General features: G+C 70.3%; 15 protein-coding genes. 9 read left to right on the top strand and 6 right to left on the bottom strand.

Annotation, left to right across the window (positions count from 1 at the left end; translation table 11 throughout):
• Window positions 1-65 precede the first annotated feature (65 nt).
• The 4 genes from AB0I03_RS00560 (at window position 66) to AB0I03_RS00575 (ending at window position 3,987) form a co-directional block, all read left to right on the top strand.
• Window positions 66-1,055, top strand: a complete 990-nt coding sequence (locus AB0I03_RS00560; RefSeq protein ID WP_360404091.1) for an ABC transporter permease subunit — start codon at window positions 66-68, stop codon at window positions 1,053-1,055.
• A complete protein-coding gene (locus tag AB0I03_RS00565; protein WP_360404094.1) occupies window positions 1,052-1,990 on the top strand; it encodes a carbohydrate ABC transporter permease in 939 nt (312 codons plus the stop codon). The genes AB0I03_RS00560 and AB0I03_RS00565 overlap by 4 nt, the downstream gene beginning before the upstream one ends.
• 237 nt (window positions 1,991-2,227) lie before the next feature.
• Window positions 2,228-3,190, top strand: a complete 963-nt coding sequence (locus tag AB0I03_RS00570) for an ATP-binding cassette domain-containing protein (protein WP_360404097.1) — start codon at window positions 2,228-2,230, stop codon at window positions 3,188-3,190.
• Entirely contained in the window at window positions 3,187-3,987 is an 801-nt protein-coding gene (locus AB0I03_RS00575) for an ABC transporter permease (RefSeq protein ID WP_360404100.1), read from the top strand. Before AB0I03_RS00570 ends, AB0I03_RS00575 begins: the two co-directional genes overlap by 4 nt.
• A 1-nt stretch (window position 3,988) precedes the next feature.
• Here the strand turns inward: AB0I03_RS00575 and AB0I03_RS00580 are convergent, their stop codons facing one another.
• A complete protein-coding gene (locus AB0I03_RS00580; RefSeq protein ID WP_360404103.1) occupies window positions 3,989-6,910 on the bottom strand; it encodes a BTAD domain-containing putative transcriptional regulator in 2,922 nt (973 codons plus the stop codon).
• Window positions 6,911-7,222: 312 nt separating this feature from the next.
• Between AB0I03_RS00580 and AB0I03_RS00585 the strand changes: the two genes are divergently transcribed.
• Window positions 7,223-7,711 (top strand): Imm1 family immunity protein, encoded by a 489-nt coding sequence (locus AB0I03_RS00585; RefSeq protein ID WP_360404106.1) that lies wholly within the window; start codon window positions 7,223-7,225, stop codon window positions 7,709-7,711.
• Window positions 7,712-7,787: 76 nt separating this feature from the next.
• Entirely contained in the window at window positions 7,788-8,357 is a 570-nt protein-coding gene (locus AB0I03_RS00590; RefSeq protein WP_360404109.1) for a GNAT family N-acetyltransferase, read from the top strand.
• A gap of 185 nt (window positions 8,358-8,542) precedes the next feature.
• Here AB0I03_RS00590 and xylA read toward each other — a convergent pair whose 3' ends face one another.
• The 3 genes from xylA to AB0I03_RS00605 are packed head-to-tail and all read right to left on the bottom strand — an operon-like array spanning window position 8,543 to window position 13,440.
• A complete protein-coding gene (xylA, locus tag AB0I03_RS00595; RefSeq protein WP_360404112.1) occupies window positions 8,543-9,715 on the bottom strand; it encodes a xylose isomerase in 1,173 nt (390 codons plus the stop codon).
• A 14-nt stretch (window positions 9,716-9,729) separates the two neighbouring features.
• On the bottom strand, window positions 9,730-11,124 hold the full coding sequence (gene xylB, locus AB0I03_RS00600) for a xylulokinase (RefSeq protein ID WP_360404115.1): 1,395 nt from the start codon (window positions 11,122-11,124) through the stop codon (window positions 9,730-9,732).
• A complete protein-coding gene (locus AB0I03_RS00605) occupies window positions 11,125-13,440 on the bottom strand; it encodes a TIM-barrel domain-containing protein (protein WP_360404118.1) in 2,316 nt (771 codons plus the stop codon).
• A gap of 291 nt (window positions 13,441-13,731) precedes the next feature.
• On the opposite strand from AB0I03_RS00605, the gene AB0I03_RS00610 reads away from it, so the two are divergent.
• The gene (locus tag AB0I03_RS00610; protein WP_360404121.1) at window positions 13,732-14,202 is read left to right on the top strand and encodes a DNA starvation/stationary phase protection protein; all 471 of its coding nucleotides are present in this window, start codon (window positions 13,732-13,734) and stop codon (window positions 14,200-14,202) included.
• A 109-nt stretch (window positions 14,203-14,311) separates the two neighbouring features.
• Here the strand turns inward: AB0I03_RS00610 and AB0I03_RS00615 are convergent, their stop codons facing one another.
• A complete protein-coding gene (locus tag AB0I03_RS00615) occupies window positions 14,312-15,730 on the bottom strand; it encodes an endo-1,4-beta-xylanase (protein WP_360404124.1) in 1,419 nt (472 codons plus the stop codon).
• A 259-nt stretch (window positions 15,731-15,989) separates the two neighbouring features.
• Here AB0I03_RS00615 and AB0I03_RS00620 point away from each other — a divergent pair, with 259 nt between their 5' ends.
• Window positions 15,990-16,436 carry a hypothetical protein gene (locus AB0I03_RS00620; RefSeq protein ID WP_360404127.1) on the top strand — a complete coding sequence of 149 codons (447 nt, stop codon included), beginning with the start codon at window positions 15,990-15,992 and terminating at the stop codon, window positions 16,434-16,436.
• Window positions 16,437-16,481: 45 nt separating this feature from the next.
• Here the strand turns inward: AB0I03_RS00620 and leuS are convergent, their stop codons facing one another.
• A complete protein-coding gene (gene leuS, locus AB0I03_RS00625) occupies window positions 16,482-19,292 on the bottom strand; it encodes a leucine--tRNA ligase (RefSeq protein ID WP_360404130.1) in 2,811 nt (936 codons plus the stop codon).
• Between the two features lie 323 nt (window positions 19,293-19,615).
• Between leuS and AB0I03_RS00630 the strand changes: the two genes are divergently transcribed.
• Window positions 19,616-20,620 carry a MoxR family ATPase gene (locus tag AB0I03_RS00630; protein ID WP_360404133.1) on the top strand — a complete coding sequence of 335 codons (1,005 nt, stop codon included), beginning with the start codon at window positions 19,616-19,618 and terminating at the stop codon, window positions 20,618-20,620.

The following is a 20,620-nucleotide window of genomic DNA, read 5'->3' on the forward strand; positions in this document are numbered from 1 at the left end:
CGCCCGTCGCGGCCCGGCCTCCCCGTCCCTGCACAGGTACTCACTGACTGGATTACACACAAGCGATGGCAGCTCTGCAGACCTCAGCGCCCCCGGTTCCGTCCGGGTCGGGCGGCCGCACCATTGGCAAGCGCAAGCGGAAGCGGACCGTGGCCCAGCGGTTCCGGTCCGACTGGCCGCTCCTGCTCATGACGCTCCCGGCGATGGCCCAGCTCGCGGTGTTCTTCTACTGGCCCTCGGCCTGGAACATCATCGCGTTCATGGACTACAGCCCGCACCGCGCGTTCTGGGAGAACCCCCTGGTGGGCTTCGCCTGGTTCGAGCGGCTGTTCAACAACCCGTACTTCGTTCCGGCGCTGCTGAACACGCTGAAGTACTCGTTCGCGAACCTGCTGTTCCTGTTCCCGCTCTCGATCGTCCTGGCGCTGGTCATGCACTCGGTGGTCTCCACCAAGGTCCGCAGCGTCTTCCAGTCGATCGTGTACCTGCCGTACTTCTTCTCCTGGGTCCTGGTCGTCACCGTGTTCGTCCAGACGCTCGGCGCCGACGGCCTGGTCTCCAACTGGATCCTCGGCTTCGGCGGCGACCGCCTCACGTTCACCTCGAACCCGGACACGTTCATGTTCCTGGCCTGGCTGCAGTGGGCGTGGAAGGACGCCGGCTGGGGCATGATCATCTTCCTGGCCGCCCTCGCCTCGATCAACCCGAGCCTCTACGAGGCCGCGGCCGTGGACGGCGCCAGCCGCTGGCGGCGCCTGTGGCACATCACCCTGCCGGGCATCCGGCCGGTGATCGTGCTGCTGCTGATCCTCCACATCGGCGGCATCCTCACGGTCGGGTTCGAGCAGTACCAGCTGCAGCGCGACGCGATCGGCTACCAGACCACGGAAGTGCTCGACACCTTCATCTACTACCGCAGCGTCATCGGCACCGAAGGGGCCTCCTTCGGCACCGCGGCCGGCCTGTTCAAGGGCGTGATCGGGCTGATCCTGATCCTCATCGCCAACAACGTCGCGCACCGCCTCGGAGAGCAAGGGATCTACCAGAAGTCATGACGGCCATCGACACCAAGCTCAAACTCAAGCCGCGCAAGAGTGCGCGCCCCGTCTGGGACGAGGAGCCCTCGTGGTTCGGGAAGCTCGTCAAGGCGCTCTTCCTGATCGCCTACGGCGCGGCCATCGTCCTGCCGATCTGGGCGGTCGTGGCCACCAGCTTCGCGAGCGAGGAGTCGCTCGCCAAGGCGGGCGGCAACATGCTGCTCATCCCGGCCGAGTTCAGCATCGCGGCCTACCAGGAGATCTTCGACGGCGGCGCGCTCACGAAGTCGCTGCTCCTCACGATCGGCCTGACCGCCGGCGGCACCGCACTGAGCATGGTCCTGACCATCGGCGCGGCCTACGGCCTCTCGCGGCCCGGCTCGCTGCTGCACCGGCCGATCCTCATGCTCGTGCTCTTCACGTTCCTGTTCGCGCCGGGCCTCTACCCGAGCTTCCTGGTCGTGCAGAAGCTGGGGCTGTTCAACAACTACCTGTCGATCATCCTGCCGATGGCGTTGAGCGCCTTCAACCTCATCGTGCTCCGGGCGTTCTTCATGAACAGCGTCCCGACCGAGCTCATCGACGCCGCCAAGATGGACGGCGCGGGCGAGTTCCGCACCCTGTTCAAGATCGTGCTGCCGATGTCGAAGGCGATCCTGGCGGTCGTCGCCCTGTTCTACGCGGTCGGCTACTGGAACATCTACTTCTCGGCGGTGCTGTACATCCCGGGTCTGGAGACCCAGCCGATCCAGGTCGTGCTGCAGCGGATGCTCATGTCCACGCAGGGCCTGCCCGGCGCCGCGGCGAACGTGAGCCAGTACCAGTCCGCCGCGCCCGACGCGGCGCTGAAGATGGCCGTGGTCGTCTGCACGATCATCCCGATCGTCATCATGTACCCGTTCATCCAGAAGCACTTCACGAAGGCCGTCATCACCGGCGCGATCAAGGGCTAATTTACGGCTCGCGAGCGTCGCCGTGACCGGCTGATTTACGGCTCGCAAGCGTCGCCGTGACCGGCCGACAGGCTCCCCCTGGTGCAAAGGGCCGCTTCCGCATTGCGGAGGCGGCCCTTTCACGTGCGGTCAGGTGAAAGCCGGGGTGAAAGGCGAATGGGACCGGAGTGAAAGCCGGGGCGCGCACGCTGGGCGGCACAGGAAGCAGACCAGTGCAGCACCAGAGAGGCGCACCCCATGCGATACGCCATCGAAGTCCGGGGACTGAAGAAGTCCTTCGGGGAGGTCCACGCCCTCAGCGGCGTGGACCTCGCCGCGGCCCCCGGCACCGTGCTCGGGGTCCTCGGCCCCAACGGGGCCGGGAAGACCACGGCCGTCCGCGTCATGTCCACCCTCACCAAACCCGACGCCGGGTCCGCCCGCGTCCTCGGCCTCGACGTGGTCGAGCAGGCCGCGCAGGTGCGCGAGCGCATCGGGCTCACCGGCCAGTACGCCGGGCTCGACCCGGCCCTCTCCGGCGAGCAGAACCTCGTGCTCGTCGCGCGGCTCCTCGGCGCGTCGCGCCGCCAGGCGAAGACCCGCGCGAACGAGCTCATCGAGCGGTTCGACCTCGCCCACGCCGCCACCCGCGCCGCGGGCAGGTACTCCGGCGGGATGCGCCGCCGCCTCGACCTCGCCGCGTCGATCGTGCGGCGGCCCGAGGTCCTGTTCCTCGACGAGCCGACGACGGGCCTGGACCCCCAGAGCCGCAACGGGTTGTGGCAGGTCGTGCGCGACCTCGTGGCCTCGGGCACCACCGTCCTGCTCACCACCCAGTACCTGGAGGAGGCCGACCAGCTCGCCGACGCGATCGCCGTGATCGACAGCGGCCGCGTGATCGCCTCGGGCACGCCGTCGCAGCTCAAGCAGGCCGTGGGCGGCCAGGTCCTGCGCCTGTCCCCCACCCGGCCGGACGCGGTCGACCAGCTGGTCCAGCTCGCCGAATGGGCCGTGGGCGTGAAGGCCCGCGCCGAGGGCGGCGAGGTGCTCGTGCCCGTCGCCCACGCGGGCGAGGCGCAGGCGGTCATGGCCCGCGTCTCGCAGGCCGGGGTCGACCTGGCCGGGTTCGGGCTCCACGAGCCGACCTTGGACGAGGTCTTCCTCCAACTCACCGGGCACCGCACCCGCACCGACGAGACCGCGAAGGAGCCGGTGGCATGAGCACCGCTGCAACCGAGACCACCTGGACGACCAAGCGCGGGACGCTCGCGCAGTCCGCCACGATGGCGGCCCGCTCGCTCGCCTCGATCAGGCACGCGCCCGCCCAGCTCATCGACTTCTTCATGATCCCGCTGATGATCCTGCTGTCCATCACGTTCTTCATGGGCGGGCAGATGATGGGCTCATGGCAGGACTTCCTGCAGTACGCCGGGCCGACCATCATCGCGATGGGCCTGTTCTTCGCCATCACCTCGACCGGGCTGGGCCTGTTCGGCGACATCAAGGACGGCGTGTTCGACCGCCTCACCGCCATGCCCGTGTCGCGGTTCGCGCTGCTCGCCGGGCGGGTCGCCGCGGACATGGTGAAGTACGCGTGGGCGCTGCTCGTCGTCGGCGGGGTCGCCTTCGCGATCGGCTACCGCGCCGAAGGCGGGCTCCTCGGCACCGCCGCGGCCGCCGGCGTGCTGCTGCTGTTCCTGTTCGCCGCCTCATGGTCGATGGTCCTCGTGGGCCTCACCGCCAAGAGCGAGGAGCAGATCCAGACCTGGATGATCAGCCTCCTCATGCCGCTCGCGTACACCTCGACGGTGTTCGTGGAGCTCGACACGCTCCCCGGCGCGGTCCAGTGGTGGGCCGAGCTCAATCCGCTCACGGCCCTCGCGGACTCGATGCGGGTCTTCCTCAACGGCGGCGACGCGGGCGGCGAAGTGCTCGCGCTCCTCGCCTGGTGCGCCGCGCTCACCGCCGTGTTCGTGCCGCTGTCGCTGCGGGCCTACCGCCGCAAGCTCACCGACTGAGTCAGGAGCTGAACGGCCAGGTGCTCTGCTCGAGCATCGAGGCGGCCCGGGCCTCCAGGTCCGGGTCGCCCTGCTCGCGCGCGATGGCCGCGAGCTGGCGGTACAGCTGCATCGCGACCTCCGAGAAGTGCTGGAACCGCGGCAGGTCCCGCTCGGCGTCGAGCAGTTCGCGCAGGGCCTCGTCGGTCTTCCCCATGCGGCGCAGGCAGATCGCCGCGACGGTGCGGGTGGCGAGGGCGTTCTCGGCGTTGCCGATCCGCTCGGCGCGCTCCCGCTGCGCCCGCATCCGCTCCAGCATCGCCTCCGGGTCGTCGCCGTGCTCGGCGTCGATCCGCCACAGCAGGTCGGCGATCACCGAGTCGGCCAGGTCCGCCCCGAACTCCGCTTCGGCCGCGATCGCCCGCAGCAGCAGCCCGCGCGCGCCCAGGTAGTCCCCCGCGGCCATCCGGTCGGCCGCGAGGCCCTGCCAGGAGAGGATGAGCCCGAAGCGCTCGCCCAGCGAGGCGAAGATCCGGTTCGACTCGGCCAGTTCGGCCGCGGCCTCCTCGGGCCGCCCGGACCGGTAGGAGAACTCCGAGACGAACAGCAGGCCGATCCCCCGCACCCACGCGTGCTTCTCGTCGCCGAGTCCGGCCATGATCTCGCGCAGGCGGGACGCGTCCCCGGCGATCATCGCCCGGATCATCGGGATCATCTGCAGCAGCGGCTCGACCTCGTAGAGGCCGTGCTCCTCGCTGATGCGCTGCGCCGCGGCGAACTCGGCGTCGACCTCGGCGGGGTCGCTGCGACCGGACCACAGGCCCCAGCTGCCGGCCATCGAGACCTTGGCGCGGTGCAGCGGGTCCACGTGGGCGGGGTCGAACGGCATCGCCCGGACCTGCCGGGCCAGTTCCATGCCCTCCTCGCGGTAGCCGCGCATCCACCAGTACCAGGAGAGCGGCGCGATCGCGCGGAACGCCACGCGGGCGTTCCCGGCCGCGACCATCCGGCGGATCGCCGCGAAGAGGTTCGCGTGCTCGGTCCCGAGCCGTTCGAGCCACTCGACCTGCTCGGCGCGCATGAGGTGCGGTTCGGCCTCTTCGGCGAGGGCCGCGTAGTGCTCGGCGTGCCGCTCGAAGCGCTCGGCGGTCTCCCCGGCCTCGGCGAGCCGCGCGGCGGCGTACTCGCGCACGGTCTCCAGCAGCCGGTACCGGCCGCCGGGCAGGCGCTGCACCAGCGACTTCTCGACCAGGCCCGTGATGTCGTCGGCGTTCGCGGAGCAGACCTCGCACGCGGCGGCGAGGTCCGTGCTGCCGCTGAAGACGGACATGCGGGCGAGCACGAGGCGCTCGACCGGGTCGAGCAGGTCCCAGCTCCAGTCGACGACCGCGCGCAGCGTCCGCTGGCGCGGCTCGGCCGTGCGCGGCCCGCGCCCGAGCAGGTCGAATCGTTCGGGGAGCCGCGCGGAGAGGTCCGCGAGGCTCATGGACCGGAGGCGGGCCGCCGCGAGCTCGATCGCGAGCGGCAGGCCGTCCAGCGCGACGCAGACCTGGAGCACCGCCTCGGCGTTCGACGCGTCGATGCCGAATCCCGGATCGCTCTGGCGGGCCCGCTCCTCGAACAGCGCGATCGCCGCGTGCGAACGCAGCTCAGCCACCGGGTCGGCGCTGGCTGCGGCGGGGCTGCCTGCAAGGGCGCTGTCTGCAAGGGCGCTGTCGGGCAGCGGCAGCGGCCCGACGCCGAACACGGCCTCCCCGGTGATGCCGAGCGCTTCACGGCTCGTGGCGAGCACCCGCAGGCCCGGCACGCGGCCGAGGAGGTGAGCGAGCAGTTCGGCGACGTCCTCGATGAGGTGCTCGCAGTTGTCCACGGCGAGGAGGAGTTCGCGCCCCCGCAGGGCATCGGTCAGGCGCGTCCGCGGGTCCTCGCTGCGCCGGGCGAGGATCGACTCGCCGAGGCCGATGGCGTCGCCGAGCACTTCGGGCAGGCGGACCGGGTCGGTGACGGGCGCGAGCTCGACCATGCGCACCTCGCGGTCCTCGGCGGCCAGCCGGTTCGCGGTCTCCACCGCGAGGCGGGTCTTGCCGGTCCCGCCGGGGCCGGTGAGGGTCACGAGCCGGTTCGCGCCGAGCAGCCCGGTCACGGCCGCGATCTCCGCTTCGCGGCCGATGCACGCGGTGAGCGGCTCCGGCAGTCGATGCTGCCGGTGCGGGGCCGCGGGCGGCTCGACGCCGCGCAGCACGTCCAGGTGCGCCTCGCGAAGCACCGTGGAGGGGTCGACGCCGAGTTCGTCGGCGAGCCGCTCCCGCACGGTGTCGAAGACGGCGAGCGCTTCGGCGCGGCGGCCGGCGGCGGCGAGCGCGAGCATGTACCGGGCGGCGTCCGGCTCGTTCAGCACGTCCGCACTGTGGCGGGCGGCGAGCTCCGCGAGCACTGCGTCGGCGCCGTCGAGGCGCATCCGGGCGTCGAGGAGCAGGGCGGCGACGGTGTCGCGGCGCATGGCGAGCCGGGTGCGGGCGGCCTCGGCGAAGGCGTACCCGTCGAGGTCGGCGAGCGCGGGGCCGCGCCAGAGCGCGAGGGCGGCTTCGGCGCTCGCGCGGGCGGCGGCGGGCCTGTCCTCTCTAGAGGCCGCTTCGGTGCGCGCGGCGAGGCGCTCGAAGGCGTCGATGTCGGTCTCGGCGGCGGCGAGGCGGTAGCCGCCGGGGCCGCTTTCGAGGCGGTCGCCGAGGAGGCCGCGCAGTCGCGACAACTGCGTGTGGAGGGCGCCGCCGGCATTGGCGGGCGGGTCCTCGGGCCAGACGGCGCCGATGAGGGCGGCGGCGGGAACGGCGCCGCGTTCGAGTGCGAGTCGTGCGAGGAGGGCGCGCTGGCGGCCGGCGGGGATCGGGACCTCGGTCCCGTCCTCGTCGAGCACTCGCAACGGTCCCAGCAGCTCCACTCGCATGCGGTCTATCTTGCCGCCCTTGCGGGGGCCGGGGCGACCCGGTCGGCGAGGGGCCTCTTGGACTCCCTAATGGAATCTGCCACTTGCATGAACAGGTTGTCACGGCATATCAGGGCCTTATCAGTGCTTTTCTGTCAAGTTCCCGACTGATCGAACATACGGCCCGATCGCGCACGTACTGTCGTTCCCAAAACCCCGAAGCAGTACGACCCCATGTGAGGTGCGGTGTCCGCCATGGCGATCAGTCTCGATCACAAATACGATGCTCTGCCCCGCACTGCCGAGTCACATGACCCGGAAGGAGATCCCCCCATGAGTCCTGGCCCCGCCGGCGCGCATATCGCCGGTTACTGCGTCGAGTTCCGGCTCGAGACCCGGGACAGCGGGACCCAGGTCCTCCTCGCCCAGGACCCCGACGGCGTTGCCGCCGCCGTCGCCACGATCGTGGCGGCCGACCTGCTCCAGGTCGCGACCGCGCTGGTGCGCGACCGGCCCGGCTACGAGCCCGGCGGCCGGCCCGACCACGGTCTCAAGATCATCGCGGACAAATCGGCGGAGATCGGGGCCCTGGCCTATTTCGGTCCTGGCGGCGAGGACTACGGTCCGGGCGCCTGGGTCACCTACTCGAACGAGCTGCAGGCCCCGCATCTGCGGCTCTTCCGGGACATGGACACGGCGAGCACGTTCCCGCCGGACGCGCACATCGCGCTGAGCACGCTGGCGCGCGCGGTGGAGGACTTCCGGGCCACGGGCGGCCTGCGCCCCTCGGGCTGCATGTGGCGGCCCAGCACGGTGTGGTGACGCCCGGTGTGTCGGCTTACCGCCTGACGGGATCGCGACCCGGTACCGGTCCAGTTCCTCGGTAGTCTTGCCGCTCATGAGCACCAGTGACACCTCCCCGGACCTCGTCGCCGTGCGCTACGCCGAGTCCTCGGACGCGGCCGCGTTCGCCGCGATCGTGAACCACTACATCGCCCGCAGCACCGCGAACTTCCGCACCGAGCCGCAGCCGGCGGCGGACTGGGAGCACGAGATCGCCGCATACGGCGACCGCTACCCGTGGCTGGTCGCCGAGCATGCGGGCGACGTGGTCGGCCTGGCGTACGCGAAGCCGTGGAACGCCCGGCAGGCGTACGACTGGACCGCCGAGGCCACGGTGTACGTCGCGGACGGCCAGCGCGGCCGCCGCGTGGGCTCGACGCTGTACCGGGAGCTGCTGGAGCGCCTTGAGGCCCAGGGGTTCCGGAGTGTGATGGCGCTGGTGACGAGTCCGAACGAGGGCAGCGAGGCGCTGCACGCGTCGTTCGGCTTCAAGCTGGTGGGCACGATCGAGGCCGCCGGGTTCAAGCACGGCGAGTGGCACGACGTGGGGATCTGGCAGCGCACGTTGGCGGCCCTGCCCGACCCGCCCGCGCCGACGGCGCCGACCGACCGTTCGGCGGCCTGAGCGGTTCCAATGAACCTCTAATCGTTCTCGCGTGGAATACAGAGGCCCCGTCCCTAATCTTCGGTGCAGGGGAAAGAAACCTCCTGAGGGGTGACAAGCCGCAAGGCGAGTCGAATCCAATTGATGGGTGTGGGGTAGTGATCGGGCCCGGAGCGGAAGCTCCGGGCCCGATCGCATTGTGCTTTCTAGCGAACGCCGTAGAGGTGTTCGAGGGCGAGCTGGTCGAGGTGCTCGAAGGCCATGCCCTTGGCGGCGAGGCCTTCGACGTCGACCTTGACGTCCTTGAGGTCGGCCCAGGTCTCGCCTTCGGCGAGGGTGGGGGTGGCGAGCTCGTCGACGCGGGCGGCCTTGAGGGCCTCCTGCACCTCGGGGTCGGCGCGGAAGGCGCGGACCTTGGCCTGCAGGATCTTGTAGTTGCGCATGCAGGCGGCGGCGGAGACCCACACGCCGTTGTCGTCTTCGACGCGCGGGGGCTTGTAGTCGAAGTGGATGGGGCCGGTGTACTGGCCCTTGGCGATGCCCTCTTCGACGGCGTCGACGACCCAGAACGCGCCGCCGACGTTGCCGGCGCCGAAGCGCAGGTCCTGGTCGAAGCGCGGACCGGTCTGGCCGTTGAGGTCGATGTGGTAGAGCTTGCCGTGCCACATGGCCTGGCGGATGCCGGCGGCGAAGTCGAGGCCGGCCATCTCCTCGTGCCCGATCTCGGGGTTGATGCCGACCAGTTCGGGGCGCTCGAGCTCGTTGATGAACGCGAGGGCGTGGCCCAGCGTCGGCAGCAGGATGTTGCCGCGGGGCTCGTTCGGCTTGGGCTCGATGGCGAAGCGGAGGTCGTAGCCCTGCTCGGTGACGTAGTCGCCGAGGGTGTCGAAGGCTTCCTTCATGCGGGCCATGGCGGACTGGACGTCCTTGGAGCCGCCGAACTCGGCGCCTTCGCGGCCGCCCCAGGCGACGTAGATCTCGGCGCCGAGTTCGGCGGCGAGGTCGATGTTGCGCATGACCTTCGCGATGGCGTAGCGGCGCACGTCGCGGTCGTTGTGGGTGAAGCCGCCGTCTTTGAAGATCGGGTGGCTGAAGAGGTTGGTGGTCGCGGTGGTGACCTTGAGGCCGGTCTCGTCGAGGGCCTTGCGGAACGCGCCGACCTTGGCGTCGCGCTCGGTTTCGGAGTCGTCGAAGCCGAACACGTCGTTGTCGTGGAAGTTGACGCCGTAGGCGCCGAGCTCGGCGAGCTTGCGCACGGCGCGGTCGGCGGCCATGGCCTCGCGGGTGGCCGAGCCGAAGACGTCCTGAGCCGCCCAGCCGACCGTCCAGATGCCGAAGGAGAACTTGTCCTCAGGCACCGGTGCGTATTTGTCGGTCATGATCAGTCCTTTTCTCATTGGTGTGCGGCCCAGGACGAGGTCTCGCCCCGGAGGCTCGCGTACTGCTCGGACACTGACGCGGCGGCGGTGCCGGTGAGCCGCGCGGTGTCGCCTGTCGTCCACTGTGGCGGGTTCTTGGAGCCGGTGAGGGCCCAGGCCGCCTGCTTGGCGGCGCCGAGGGCGACGTACTCGGCCGAGGGCGGGGCCTCGACGTCGACGCCGAAGACGCTCGGGGCGATGCGGCGCACGGCCTCGGAGGCGGAGGCGCCGCCGATGAGGAGCACGCGCTTGGCGGTGAGGCCCTGGGCGGCCATGGCGGCGAGGCCGTCGGCCTGGGCCGAGAGCATGCCTTCGACGGCGGCGCGGGCGAGGTCCTCGCGGGTCAACGCCGTGGTGATCCCGCTGAGGACTCCGGTCGCGTTGGGGCGCTTGGGGGTCCGTTCGCCGTCGAGGTATGGCAGGAGGGTGAGGCCTCCGGCGCCGGGGGCGGCGGCGAGCGCGAGCCGGTCGAACTCGGCGTGGTCGACGCCGAGGAGGGTCCGGAAGGTGTCGAGGACGCGGGCGGCGTTGAGCGTGCACACGAGCGGCAGGAATCGGCCGGTTGCGTCGGCGAACCCGGCCACGAGCCCGGTGGCGTCGGCGGCGGGGACGTCGGAGACGCCGAAGACGGTGCCGGAGGTGCCGAGCGAGACCACGACGTCGCCGGGGCCGAGGCCCAGGCCGAGGGCGGCGCCGGCGTTGTCGCCGGTGCCCGGCGCGACCTTGGCGCCCGCGGCGGTGCGGCCGACGATCTCGTTCGGGGCGGCGACGCGCGGGAGCACGAGGTCGCGGCCGAAGGCCTGGACGAGCCGGTCCCGCACGTAGCCGCCCGTGGCGGGCGACCAGTAGCCGGTGCCGGAGGCGTCGGAGCGGTCGGTGGTGGCGTCGGCGGCGGTGGCCCCGCGGAGCTTCATGGTGAGCCAGTCGTGCGGCAGCATCACCGAAACTGTTTTCGACGCGTTTTCAGGCTCGTTCTCGGCGAGCCAGGCGAGTTTCGTGGCGGTGAAGGAGGCCGCGAGGACGAGGCCGGTGTCGGCGGCCCAGGCTTCGGGGCCGCCGTGCTCGGCGGTGAGCCGCTCGGCCTGCGGGGCCGAGCGGGTGTCGTTCCACAGCAGTGCCGGGCGCACGACCTGGTCGTTCGCGTCGAGGGCGACCATGCCGTGCTGCTGCCCGGCGACGGCTACGGCCTCGGCGCGCTCCAGCAGGCCTTTGCCGGCCTCCTGGAGCGCCTCCCACCAGGCTTCGGGCGGGCACTCGGTCCCGTCCGGGTGGGAGGCGCGACCGGAGTCGACGATCTCGCCGGTCTCGGCTTCGACCAACAACACTTTCGTCGACTGCGTCGATGAGTCGACTCCGGCCACGAGGGTCATCTAGTTACGCTCCAGCTCCACGTTCGCGGGCTTGCCCGCAACATCTACGACGCTCACATTAGCGATATCCGCGGGCCCTGTCGACACCAGGGTCACAACAGTTTCTGAAACTGTTTCAATCCCTACGGTGGTGTCGCCGTCGACGTCGCTGATCACGATGCCGCGGTCGGGCGTGCCCCAGACTTCGAGGGTGATGCCCTCGAACGCGCCGTCGCCGATCTGGAGGCCGGGCTCCACGCGCGGGACGATCGCGCCGTAGCGCACGAACACCGGGAAGGTCTCCAGGTCGTGCTTGGTGTCGATGTAGCGCCCGCCCTCGTGGACCTCCTTGGTCCAGAAGTCGATCCACCGGCCCTCGGGCAGGTAGACCTTCCGCTCGCCCGACGGGTCGTTCACCGGCGCGACGAGGAGGTCCTTGCCGAAGCGGTACTCCTGGTCGGCGTTCCACGCCACCGGGTCCGAGGGGTTGTCCACATTGAGCGCCCGCAGCACCGGCTCGCCGGTCCGCGAGGCGTGCACGGCCGCGGAGTAGATGTACGGCATGAGCGAGTACCGCAGCCGCAGCGACTCGACCGCGAGGCGCTCGGCCTCCTCGGAGAACTCCCACAGTTCGCGGGTCGTCGTCCCGTGGTAGCGCAGCAGCGGCGAGAGCGCGCCGAACTGGGCCCAGCGGATGTACAGGTCGTCGGTGGGCGTGCCGTTGAAGCCGCCGGTGTCGTGCGACCAGAACGGGACGCCCGACAGACCGTGGGAGAGGCCGCCGCGGATGGTGCCGCCCAGGCCCGCCCAGGTGGTCTGGACGTCGCCCGACCACTGCGCGGAGTGGCGCTGCCCGCCCAGGAACGACGAACGGGCCCACACGAGCTCGTGCCCGTTGACCTCGCGGGTCACCTCGACCACCGCGTCGTTGTAGAGCAGGGTGTACACGTTGTGCAGCTCGGTGCCGGTCATGCCGTTGTGCGCCACCGCATCCGCGGGAACCCCCTCGGCGAAGTCGGTCTTGTACAGAGCCGCACCCGCCTGCAGCGGACCCCGCAGCAAGTCCTTCCACCACGCCACCGCGTCCGGGTTGGTGAAGTCGACGATGCCGCTGGCCTGGTGCGAGCCGTGCCAGACGTCCGCCACGTAGGTCTCGCCCTTGGCGTTCTTCAGGAAGTAGCCGCGCTCGTCGCCCTCGGTGAAGACCGGCGACTTGTGGGAGATGTACGAGTTCATCCACAGGCAGACCTTGAAGCCCTGGGCGGTGAGCTCGGTGAGCATCCGCTCCGGGTTCGGGAAGTTCTCGCGGTCCCACTGCATGTCGGACCAGTGCGGCTCGTGCTGCCAGAACGTGTCCAGGTGCAGCACGTCGCAGGGGATGCCGCGCTCGCGGATCTTCTTGGCCCGCTCCATGACCCGCTCCTCGGAGTCCACGAAGAAGCCCGAGGAGATCCAGGTGCCGAAGGCCCACTTCGGGGGCAGCGACGGGCGGGAGGTCAGCCGATCGAACCGGTCGAGGACCTCGACCGGGGTGCCGCCGAGCACGAAGTACTCGAGCGCGTCGTCGGGCACGATGAACTCGACGGCCGCGTGCGTCTGCTGGGCCATGTCGAACTCGACGGGCGCGCCGGAGTTGACGACGATGCCGTAGCCGCGGTCCGAGACGTAGATCGGGGCGTTCTTGTACATGCGGATCGACTCGGAGCCGAACGCGTCGAAGTTCCACATGACTGGGCGCTGGCCGCGCGCGTTCAGCGGCGCGAACCGCTCGCCGAACCCGGCGAAGGCCTCGTCCGGCGCGGCCGTGAACGACTCGTGGAACGCGACCGGCTGACCGTCCACGAGGGACCGGCCGAACGGCAGCGTCCGCAGGCGGCCCGAGATGTCCTGCTCGCCCGGGTTCTGGGCGACGAGCGTCTTGCCGGCGGCGTCGGTGTACCGCAGCGACCAGGTGCCGAGGGTCGCGACGGCGCGCACGGAGCCCGCGTCCACGACGACGACCGTGCCGCCCTCGTCTGTGCCGTCTTCAACCGTGACCTTCGCGTCCGCGTAGGCGCCGGCGTGGACCAGTTCGATGATCTTCTCGACGGCGGGGCGGGCGGCCGGGTCGGCCGACAGGCGGGCGCGCACGACGCCCTCGGCGACGGCGGCGAGCCCGATGTAGAGCTCCTCCCCCGCGCTCGTCACGGCCTTCAGGAGCACGGAGGCGGGGCCGGTCTCGGCCACCTCGGCGCTCGTGACGGCCGACAGACCCTGCTCGCCGTCGGCTCGCTGGGGAAGCTCCGGGGGGTCGGCGACGAAGAACTCGCGGGCGACCAGCGGCGGGCGATAAGGCATTGGATGCTCCTGCCTGTTGAGGGTGTGTACGACAGCGCGGGCCGGGGTGGGGCGGCACGACGCTCATTAGTTTATCGACTATCCGAACAAATTGCGACCGGGGGCGACGAGATTCCACAAGCGGGTTCGGTCCCGCCCCCCGGGGGCCTGCGATCCACGCCGGTGCGCCGAGTCGCCCACACGGCGGGCGCGGGAAAGCTACCCTGGGCGGTGCGACCGCCCGAACGCTCACGCCGCGCGCCGCGCAGCACGAGCCGCTGACCAGAGCCCAGTCCGATGCGAGGTACCGAGATGTCCACCGTCCGCTCCAGCCTTTCCGACGAGAACCGCGACACCACCGCGAAGGCCCTGCAGGGCGCGCTCGTCGACCTCATCGACCTCTCCCTCATCGGCAAGCAGGCGCACTGGAACGTCTACGGCAAGAACTTCCGCTCGCTCCACCTCCAGCTCGACGAGATCGTCGTGTCGGCGCGCAACGCCACCGACCTCGTCGCCGAGCGGGCCATCGCCATCGGCGTGAGCGCCGACGGGCGCGCGGCCACGGTCGCCGAGACCTCCTCCGTGCCGAAGATCCACGACGGTCAGATCAGCGACAACGAGGTCGTCTCGCTGTTCATCGAGGCCTACACCGCGATCATCGCCAACATGCGCGAGCGCATCGAGGTCACCGAATCGGCCGACCCGGTCACCCAGGACCTCCTCATCGGCGTCACCGCCGAGCTCGAGAAGCAGAGCTGGATGTTCCAGGCGGAACTCGGCTAGCGCATCGCGAACGCGGCAGGGGCCGGGCGGAGCGGCTGGTGAGCACGGCTTCGCCGCGCTCACAAATCGGCCGCTCCGCACCGGCCCCTGCCTGTGCGAAGAGATAGGTCTAAGCGGGTGTGCAGGTCACCGCGGGCACCGACGCGGTCGAGCCGTCGGCCTTGGTGATGTTGAATCCGAACGTGGTCGACTGGCCCGACGCGAGCGTGCCGTTGTAACTCGCGTTCGCGCCGTTCACCGTCGCCCCCGTGAGCGTCCCGGTCACGCTCCAGGCGTTGGAGATCCGCTCCGAGCCCGGCCAGGTCCACGTCACCTTCCAGCCGCTCAGGTTCTGATTGGCCTTGACGGTGGCCGAGTACGTCGCCCCCGTGTTCCATGGACTCGAGACGCTCAGCGTCGCGGTGCAGCCCGAGCCGGGCGGCGGCGAGGTGGTCGTCGCCGGGTCGGAGGTGGCCGGGGTCGTGGTCGGGTTGCTGGTGCCGCCGCCGAGCGCGTTCAGCACGGCGTTGTAGGCGGGCTTCTTCGAGTAGTCCTCGAAGAACAGCAGCGCCGCACCGGTGCCGGGGAAGGTGCCGGGCACCCACGAGTCGTTGTCGCGCAGGCCCCAGACGGTGATGCCGGAGCAGTCGGCGAGTTCGGCGCAGATCTCGGTCACGCGCCGGTAGTCGTTCGCCTGCTGCTGCAGTTCGTTGGCGTCGGCCGGGGTCGTGAGCCTGATGTCCAGCTCGGTGATGCGGACCTTCAGGCCCAGATCGACGAAGCGCTGCAGGTTCGCCTCCATCGTGGAGGGCACCTGGCCGAGGATGAGGTGCGCCTGGAAGCCGACGCCGTCGAGCACGTTCTGCGACTTCAGGCCCTGCGCGATCCGGTAGACCGTGTCGGACTTGGGGTTGATGCCGTCGATCGAGTAGTCGTTGATGTAGAGGTCGGCGTTCGGGTCGGCCGCCCGGGCGGTCTGGAACGCGGTGGTGATGTACCCCTCGCCCATGGTGCGCAGCCAGAACGAGTCGCGCATGGCGCCGTTGTTGTCGCTGACGACCTCGTTCACGACGTCCCAGGAGTCGACCCGGCCCTCATAGCGGTTCGCCACGGTGTTGATGTGGTCGACCATGGCGGCGCGCATCGCGGTCGCGTTGAGGTTCTGCACCCAGGTCGGGGTCTGGGCGTGCCAGACGAAGGTGTGGCCGTGCACGGACTGGCCGTTGTCCTCGGCGAAGTCCACGATGGCGTCGGCCTGGCCGAAGGTGTAGTTGCCGTCCGAGGGCTCGGTGGCGTCCCACTTCATCGCGTTCTCGGCGGTGAGTGAGTTGAACTCCCTGGCGATGGTCTCGCGGTACTGCGTGTTGCTCTGGAGCTTGTTGTAGTCCACCGCGACGCCGATGTCCTTGCCGATGGCGTCGGCGGCGGCGCGGAGCGTGGTGGCCTGGGCGCCCGCGAACTGCGTCGAGAGGCCTATGCCGAGGGCCGCGGTCGCGAGGGTGACGGCCCCCGCGATCACCGCCCGGCGGCGTTGACGGGTAAGCAGCACGAAAATCTCCTCATGGTGGTGCCGCGCCGTGAGGGAACGAGGCTGTTCAAAGGGTGGTCCGCGCCGGAGCGGAGCGCTCCCAGCGAGGTGAGCACAGCCTAGCGAATGCATCGATGCTGGTCAATACTCCGGCAGTCGTTTCGACGCCGCCCGCCGCACGAGGGGCCAACCGGCGGCGCACCGGCGGAACACCGGCGGGAATCGGGCGACCGCCGCACGAGGGGACCCGCGAGCAGGCGAGGAGACTTATTCTTCCGACATGGAGACCACCCCTTCGAAACCCGTCTACCACCGCCCGATGCCCTGGCACATAGTCGTGGCGCTCGTGGTCACCGGCCTCGACGCCCTGGCGCTGGCCTTCATGGCCGCCGGACTCGCTGCCGTCTCCGCCTCCGCGCCGCGACAGTTCCAGGGCCTACTGCTGATGCTGACGGCCCTGGTGGCGCTGGTAACCGTCGTCTACGTCAGCCTCGGCGTGTGCATCGCCGCGCGCCTGAACAAGGCGAGGAAGCTCGCCATCGTCCTGAACCTCGTCTTCTTCCTGGCCGCCGTCGGCATCTTGATCGTCCTCGCCGTCATCGGCGAGTTCTACCCCGCCGCCCTCGCGAGCGGCGCCCTCTCGCTCTTCATGATCGCCCTGCTGAGCAATGAGCGCTCCCAGGCGTACACCTACAAGAGCGGCGAAGCCCGCTGGCCCGAGGACTGACGAAGGCGGGCCCGCGGTCACGGGCCCGCCTCACGCTCAGCCCGGCTACTTGGCGACGATGGAGACCATCTTGCCCGCCACCACGATGACCTTCTTGACGTCCTTGCCCGCCAGGTTCGCGGCGACCTTCTCCTCGGCCAGCGCGGCGGCCTTCACGGCCTCCTCGTCGGCGCCCGCACTGATGTCGATGCGGCCGCGGACCTTGCCGTTGATCTGCACCGGGTAGGTGACGGTGTCCTCGACCAGGTGGCGCTCGTCGGCGACCGGGAAGTCCACATAGGCGATGCCGCCGTCGTGGCCCAGGCGCTCCCACAGCTCCTCGGCGATGTGCGGGGCGACCGGCGCGGCCATGGCGACCAGGGCCTCGGCGACCTCGCGCGGGACCGGGTTCAGGCCGGTCACGTGGTTGTTCAGCGTGATCAGCTTGGCGACGGCGGTGTTCATGCGCAGCTGCTCGTAGTCCTCGCGGACGCCGGCGATGGTCTTGTGCAGTTCGCGCATGGTGGCCGGTTCGGGCGCGACGTCGCTGACGTGGACCTCGCCGGTCTCCTCGTCGATGATGTTGCGCCACAGGCGCTGCAGGAACCGCTGGGAGCCGACGATGGCGCGGGTCTCCCAGGGCTTGGACTCGGCCAGGGGGCCCATGGACATCTCGTAGACGCGGAAGGTGTCCGCGCCGTACTCGGCGCAGATGCCGTCGGGGGTGACGACGTTCTTCAGGGACTTGCCGATCTTGCCGTATTCGCGGTTGACCTTCTGCCCCTGGTAGAAGTACTCGCCGTCGACTTCCTCGACGTCTTCGGCCGGGACGTACACGCCGCGGTCGTCGGTGTAGGCGTACGCGGAGATGTACCCCTGGTTGAACAGGCGGCGGAAGGGCTCGCGGCTGGAGACGTGGCCCAGGTCGAACAGGACCTTCTGCCAGAAGCGGGCGTACAGCAGGTGCAGGACGGCGTGCTCGACGCCGCCGATGTACAGGTCGACGCCGCCGACGTCCTCGGCGTCCTGCGGGCCCATCCAGTAGGACTCGTTGGCGGGGTCGGTCAGCTTCTCGGCCGACTTGGGGTCGGTGTAGCGCAGTTCGTACCAGGAGGAACCGGCCCAGTTGGGCATGGTGTTCAGTTCGCGGGTGTAGGTCTTGGGCCCGTCGCCCAGGTCCAGTTCGACCTCGACCCAGTCCTTGGCGCGGCCCAGCGGCGGTTCGGGGGCGGAGTCGGCGTCCTCGGGGTCGTAGGTCTTGGGCGAGAAGTCGTCCATCTGCGGCAGTTCGACGGGCAGGTGCTCCTCGCTCAGGGCGACGGGCAGGCCGGTCTCGTCGTAGACGATCGGGAAGGGCTCGCCCCAGTAGCGCTGGCGGCTGAAGAGCCAGTCGCGCAGGCGGAAGGTGGTGGCGCCTTCGCCGCGGCCGTGCTCGGCCAGCCAGTCGATCATGCGGGCCTTGGCCTCGGTGACGCGCAGGCCGTCCAGGAAGCCGGAGTTGACGGCGGTGCCGTCGGCGGTGAAGGCGCTCTCGCCGTCCCACGCTCCATCGCCAGCGACGACTTGGACGATCGGGATGTCGAAGGCCTTGGCGAACGCGAAGTCGCGTTCGTCGTGGGCGGGGACGGCCATGATGGCGCCGGTGCCGTAGCCGGCCAGCACGTAGTCGGCGATGAAGACGGGCACGGTGGCGCCGTTGACGGGGTTGGTGGCGTAGCCGCCGGTGAAGACGCCGGTCTTCTCCTTGGCGTCGGCCTGGCGCTCCACGTCGGTCTTGGCGGCGGCCTGGGCGCGGTAGGCGGCGACGGCCCCGGCGGGGGTGTCGTGGCCGCCGGTCCACGCGGCGGGGGCGCCGGCGGGCCAGGACTCGGCGGTCAGGGCGTCGACCAGCGGGTGCTCGGGGGCCAGGACCATGTAGGTGGCGCCGAACAGGGTGTCGGGGCGGGTGGTGAAGACGCGGATGTCCCCGGCGTAGGTGCCGAAGTCCACGTAGGCGCCGATGGACTTGCCGATCCAGTTGCGCTGCATGGACTTCAGCGACTCGGACCAGTCCAGGCCGTCCAGGTCGGCCAGCAGGCGGTCGGCGTAGGCGGTGATGCGCATCATCCACTGCTTCAGGGTGCGCGTGTAGACCGGGAAGTTGCCGCGCTCGGAGCGGCCCTCCGAGGTGACCTCCTCATTGGACAGCACGGTGCCCAGGCCGGGGCACCAGTTCACGGGGGCCTCGGTGACGTAGGCCAGGCGGTGGCCGTCGATGACGCGGCGGCGCTCGACCGCGCCCAGCTCCGCCCACGGGCGGCCGTCGGGGGTCTCGCGCTCACCCGACTCGAACGCGGCGACCAGCTCGTCGATCGGGCGGGCCCGGTCGGCCTCGGTGTCGTACCAGGAGTTGAAGATCTGCAGGAAGATCCACTGCGTCCACTTGAAGTAGTCGGGGTCGGTGGTGGCGAACTCGCGGCGCTTGTCGTAGCCCATGCCCAGGATGCGCAGCTGCTCGCGGTACCGGTCGATGTTCTCCGCGGTGATCTCGGCGGGCTGGCGCCCGGTGGCGATCGCGTACTGCTCGGTGGGCAGGCCGAACGCGTCGTAGCCCAGCGGGTGCAGCACGTTGTACCCGGCCATGCGCAGGTAGCGCGAGTAGGCGTCGGTGGCGATGTAGCCCAGCGGGTGGCCCACGTGCAGCCCGGCCCCGGAGGGGTACGGGAACATGTCCATCACGAACTTCTTGGGCGCCCCGGCGCGCGGGTGGCCCGGCTCGGCCAGGTCCCCGGTCGGGTTGGGCGCGCGGAAGGTCTGCTCGGCCTCCCAGCGCTCCTGCCAGCGCGGTTCGATCCGGTTGGCCAGCTTGGCGTCGTAGCGGTGTGCGGGTTCGGTCATGGCTCGTCCTGTGGTCCGGTGATGGCTCTGGGTTCGGGCTGCGGTTTCCGGGTACTGACCCTGTCTCGGCGAGTTTGCGAGCTGTAAATTTGCTCAGACAGCAAAAAACCCCTGGCATGCAGGGGTGGCCGTGTCGGTTCTCTCCAACACGGCTATCTAAGGAGCGCGGAACGCCGGGACATGCCTCCAGTGTAGCGGAGGGCCGTTCCGCTGGCGCGTGACATAGGCGCTGGGCGCGTCCGAGTAGGATGGCGGACAGGCGACCGTAACGCGGAACGGCGTTGCAGTTAGCGCATTCCACAGACTTTCTCCCGGGAGGACCATTGACCTTCGAGTCGTCCCCAGGCCAGCCGCCTCAGGCTCCGGCGCCGCTCTCCCCCCAGGAGTTCAAGGCGACGGCCGAGGGCATCCTGACGAACGTCGAGTGGGTGATCGAGGGCAAGTCCCACACGATCAAGCTCGCGATCGCGGTGATGATCGCGGAGGGCCACCTGCTGCTGGAGGACGTGCCGGGGGTCGGCAAGACCCAGTTGGCGAAGGCCCTGGCCCGCTCGGTCGACTGCTCGGTGCGGCGCATCCAGTTCACGCCGGACCTGCTGCCGTCCGACGTCACGGGCGTGAGCATCTTCGACCCCGAGAAGCGCGACTTCGTGTTCAAGCCGGGCGCGATCTTCGGCAACCTCATCCTCGGCGACGAGATCAACCGCGCCAGCCCCAAGACCCAGGCCGCGCTCCTGGAGTGCATGGAGGAGCGGCAGGTCACGGTCGACGGGAACACGTACAAGCTGCGCAGCCCGTTCATGGTCATCGCCACCCAGAACCCGGTGGAGATGGAGGGCACGTACCCGCTGCCCGAGGCGCAGCGCGACCGGTTCGCCGCGCGCCTGGCGATCGGGTACCCGGACATCAACGCCGAACTGGCGCTGCTGGACCGCCGCGAGGAGTACAACCCGCTCGACGCGCTCCGCCCGGTGGCGGACGCGGAGATGATCGTGCGGATGATCGCCGCCGCCCGCGCGGTGCACCTGGCCCCGGAACTGAAGCGGTACGTGGTCGACCTGGTGGCCGCCACCCGCACGAACGCGCAGGTCCGCCTGGGCGCCAGCCCGCGTGCGACGCTGCAGCTGCTGCGGTGCACGCAGGTGCTCGCGGCGATGGACGGGCGCGACTTCGCGCTGCCGGACGACGTGCAGCAGCTGGCCGTGCCCGTGCTCGCGCACCGGCTCATCCCCACCACGGAGACGACGATGGGCGGGGGCGACACGAAGGCGATCGTCTCCGACATCCTTCGGCACGTCCCGGTGGTGTCCCACCCGGGGAGGTACTAG

Source organism: Glycomyces sp. NPDC021274 (assembly GCF_040641195.1).
In the GTDB taxonomy this organism is placed as follows: domain Bacteria; phylum Actinomycetota; class Actinomycetes; order Mycobacteriales; family Micromonosporaceae; genus Glycomyces.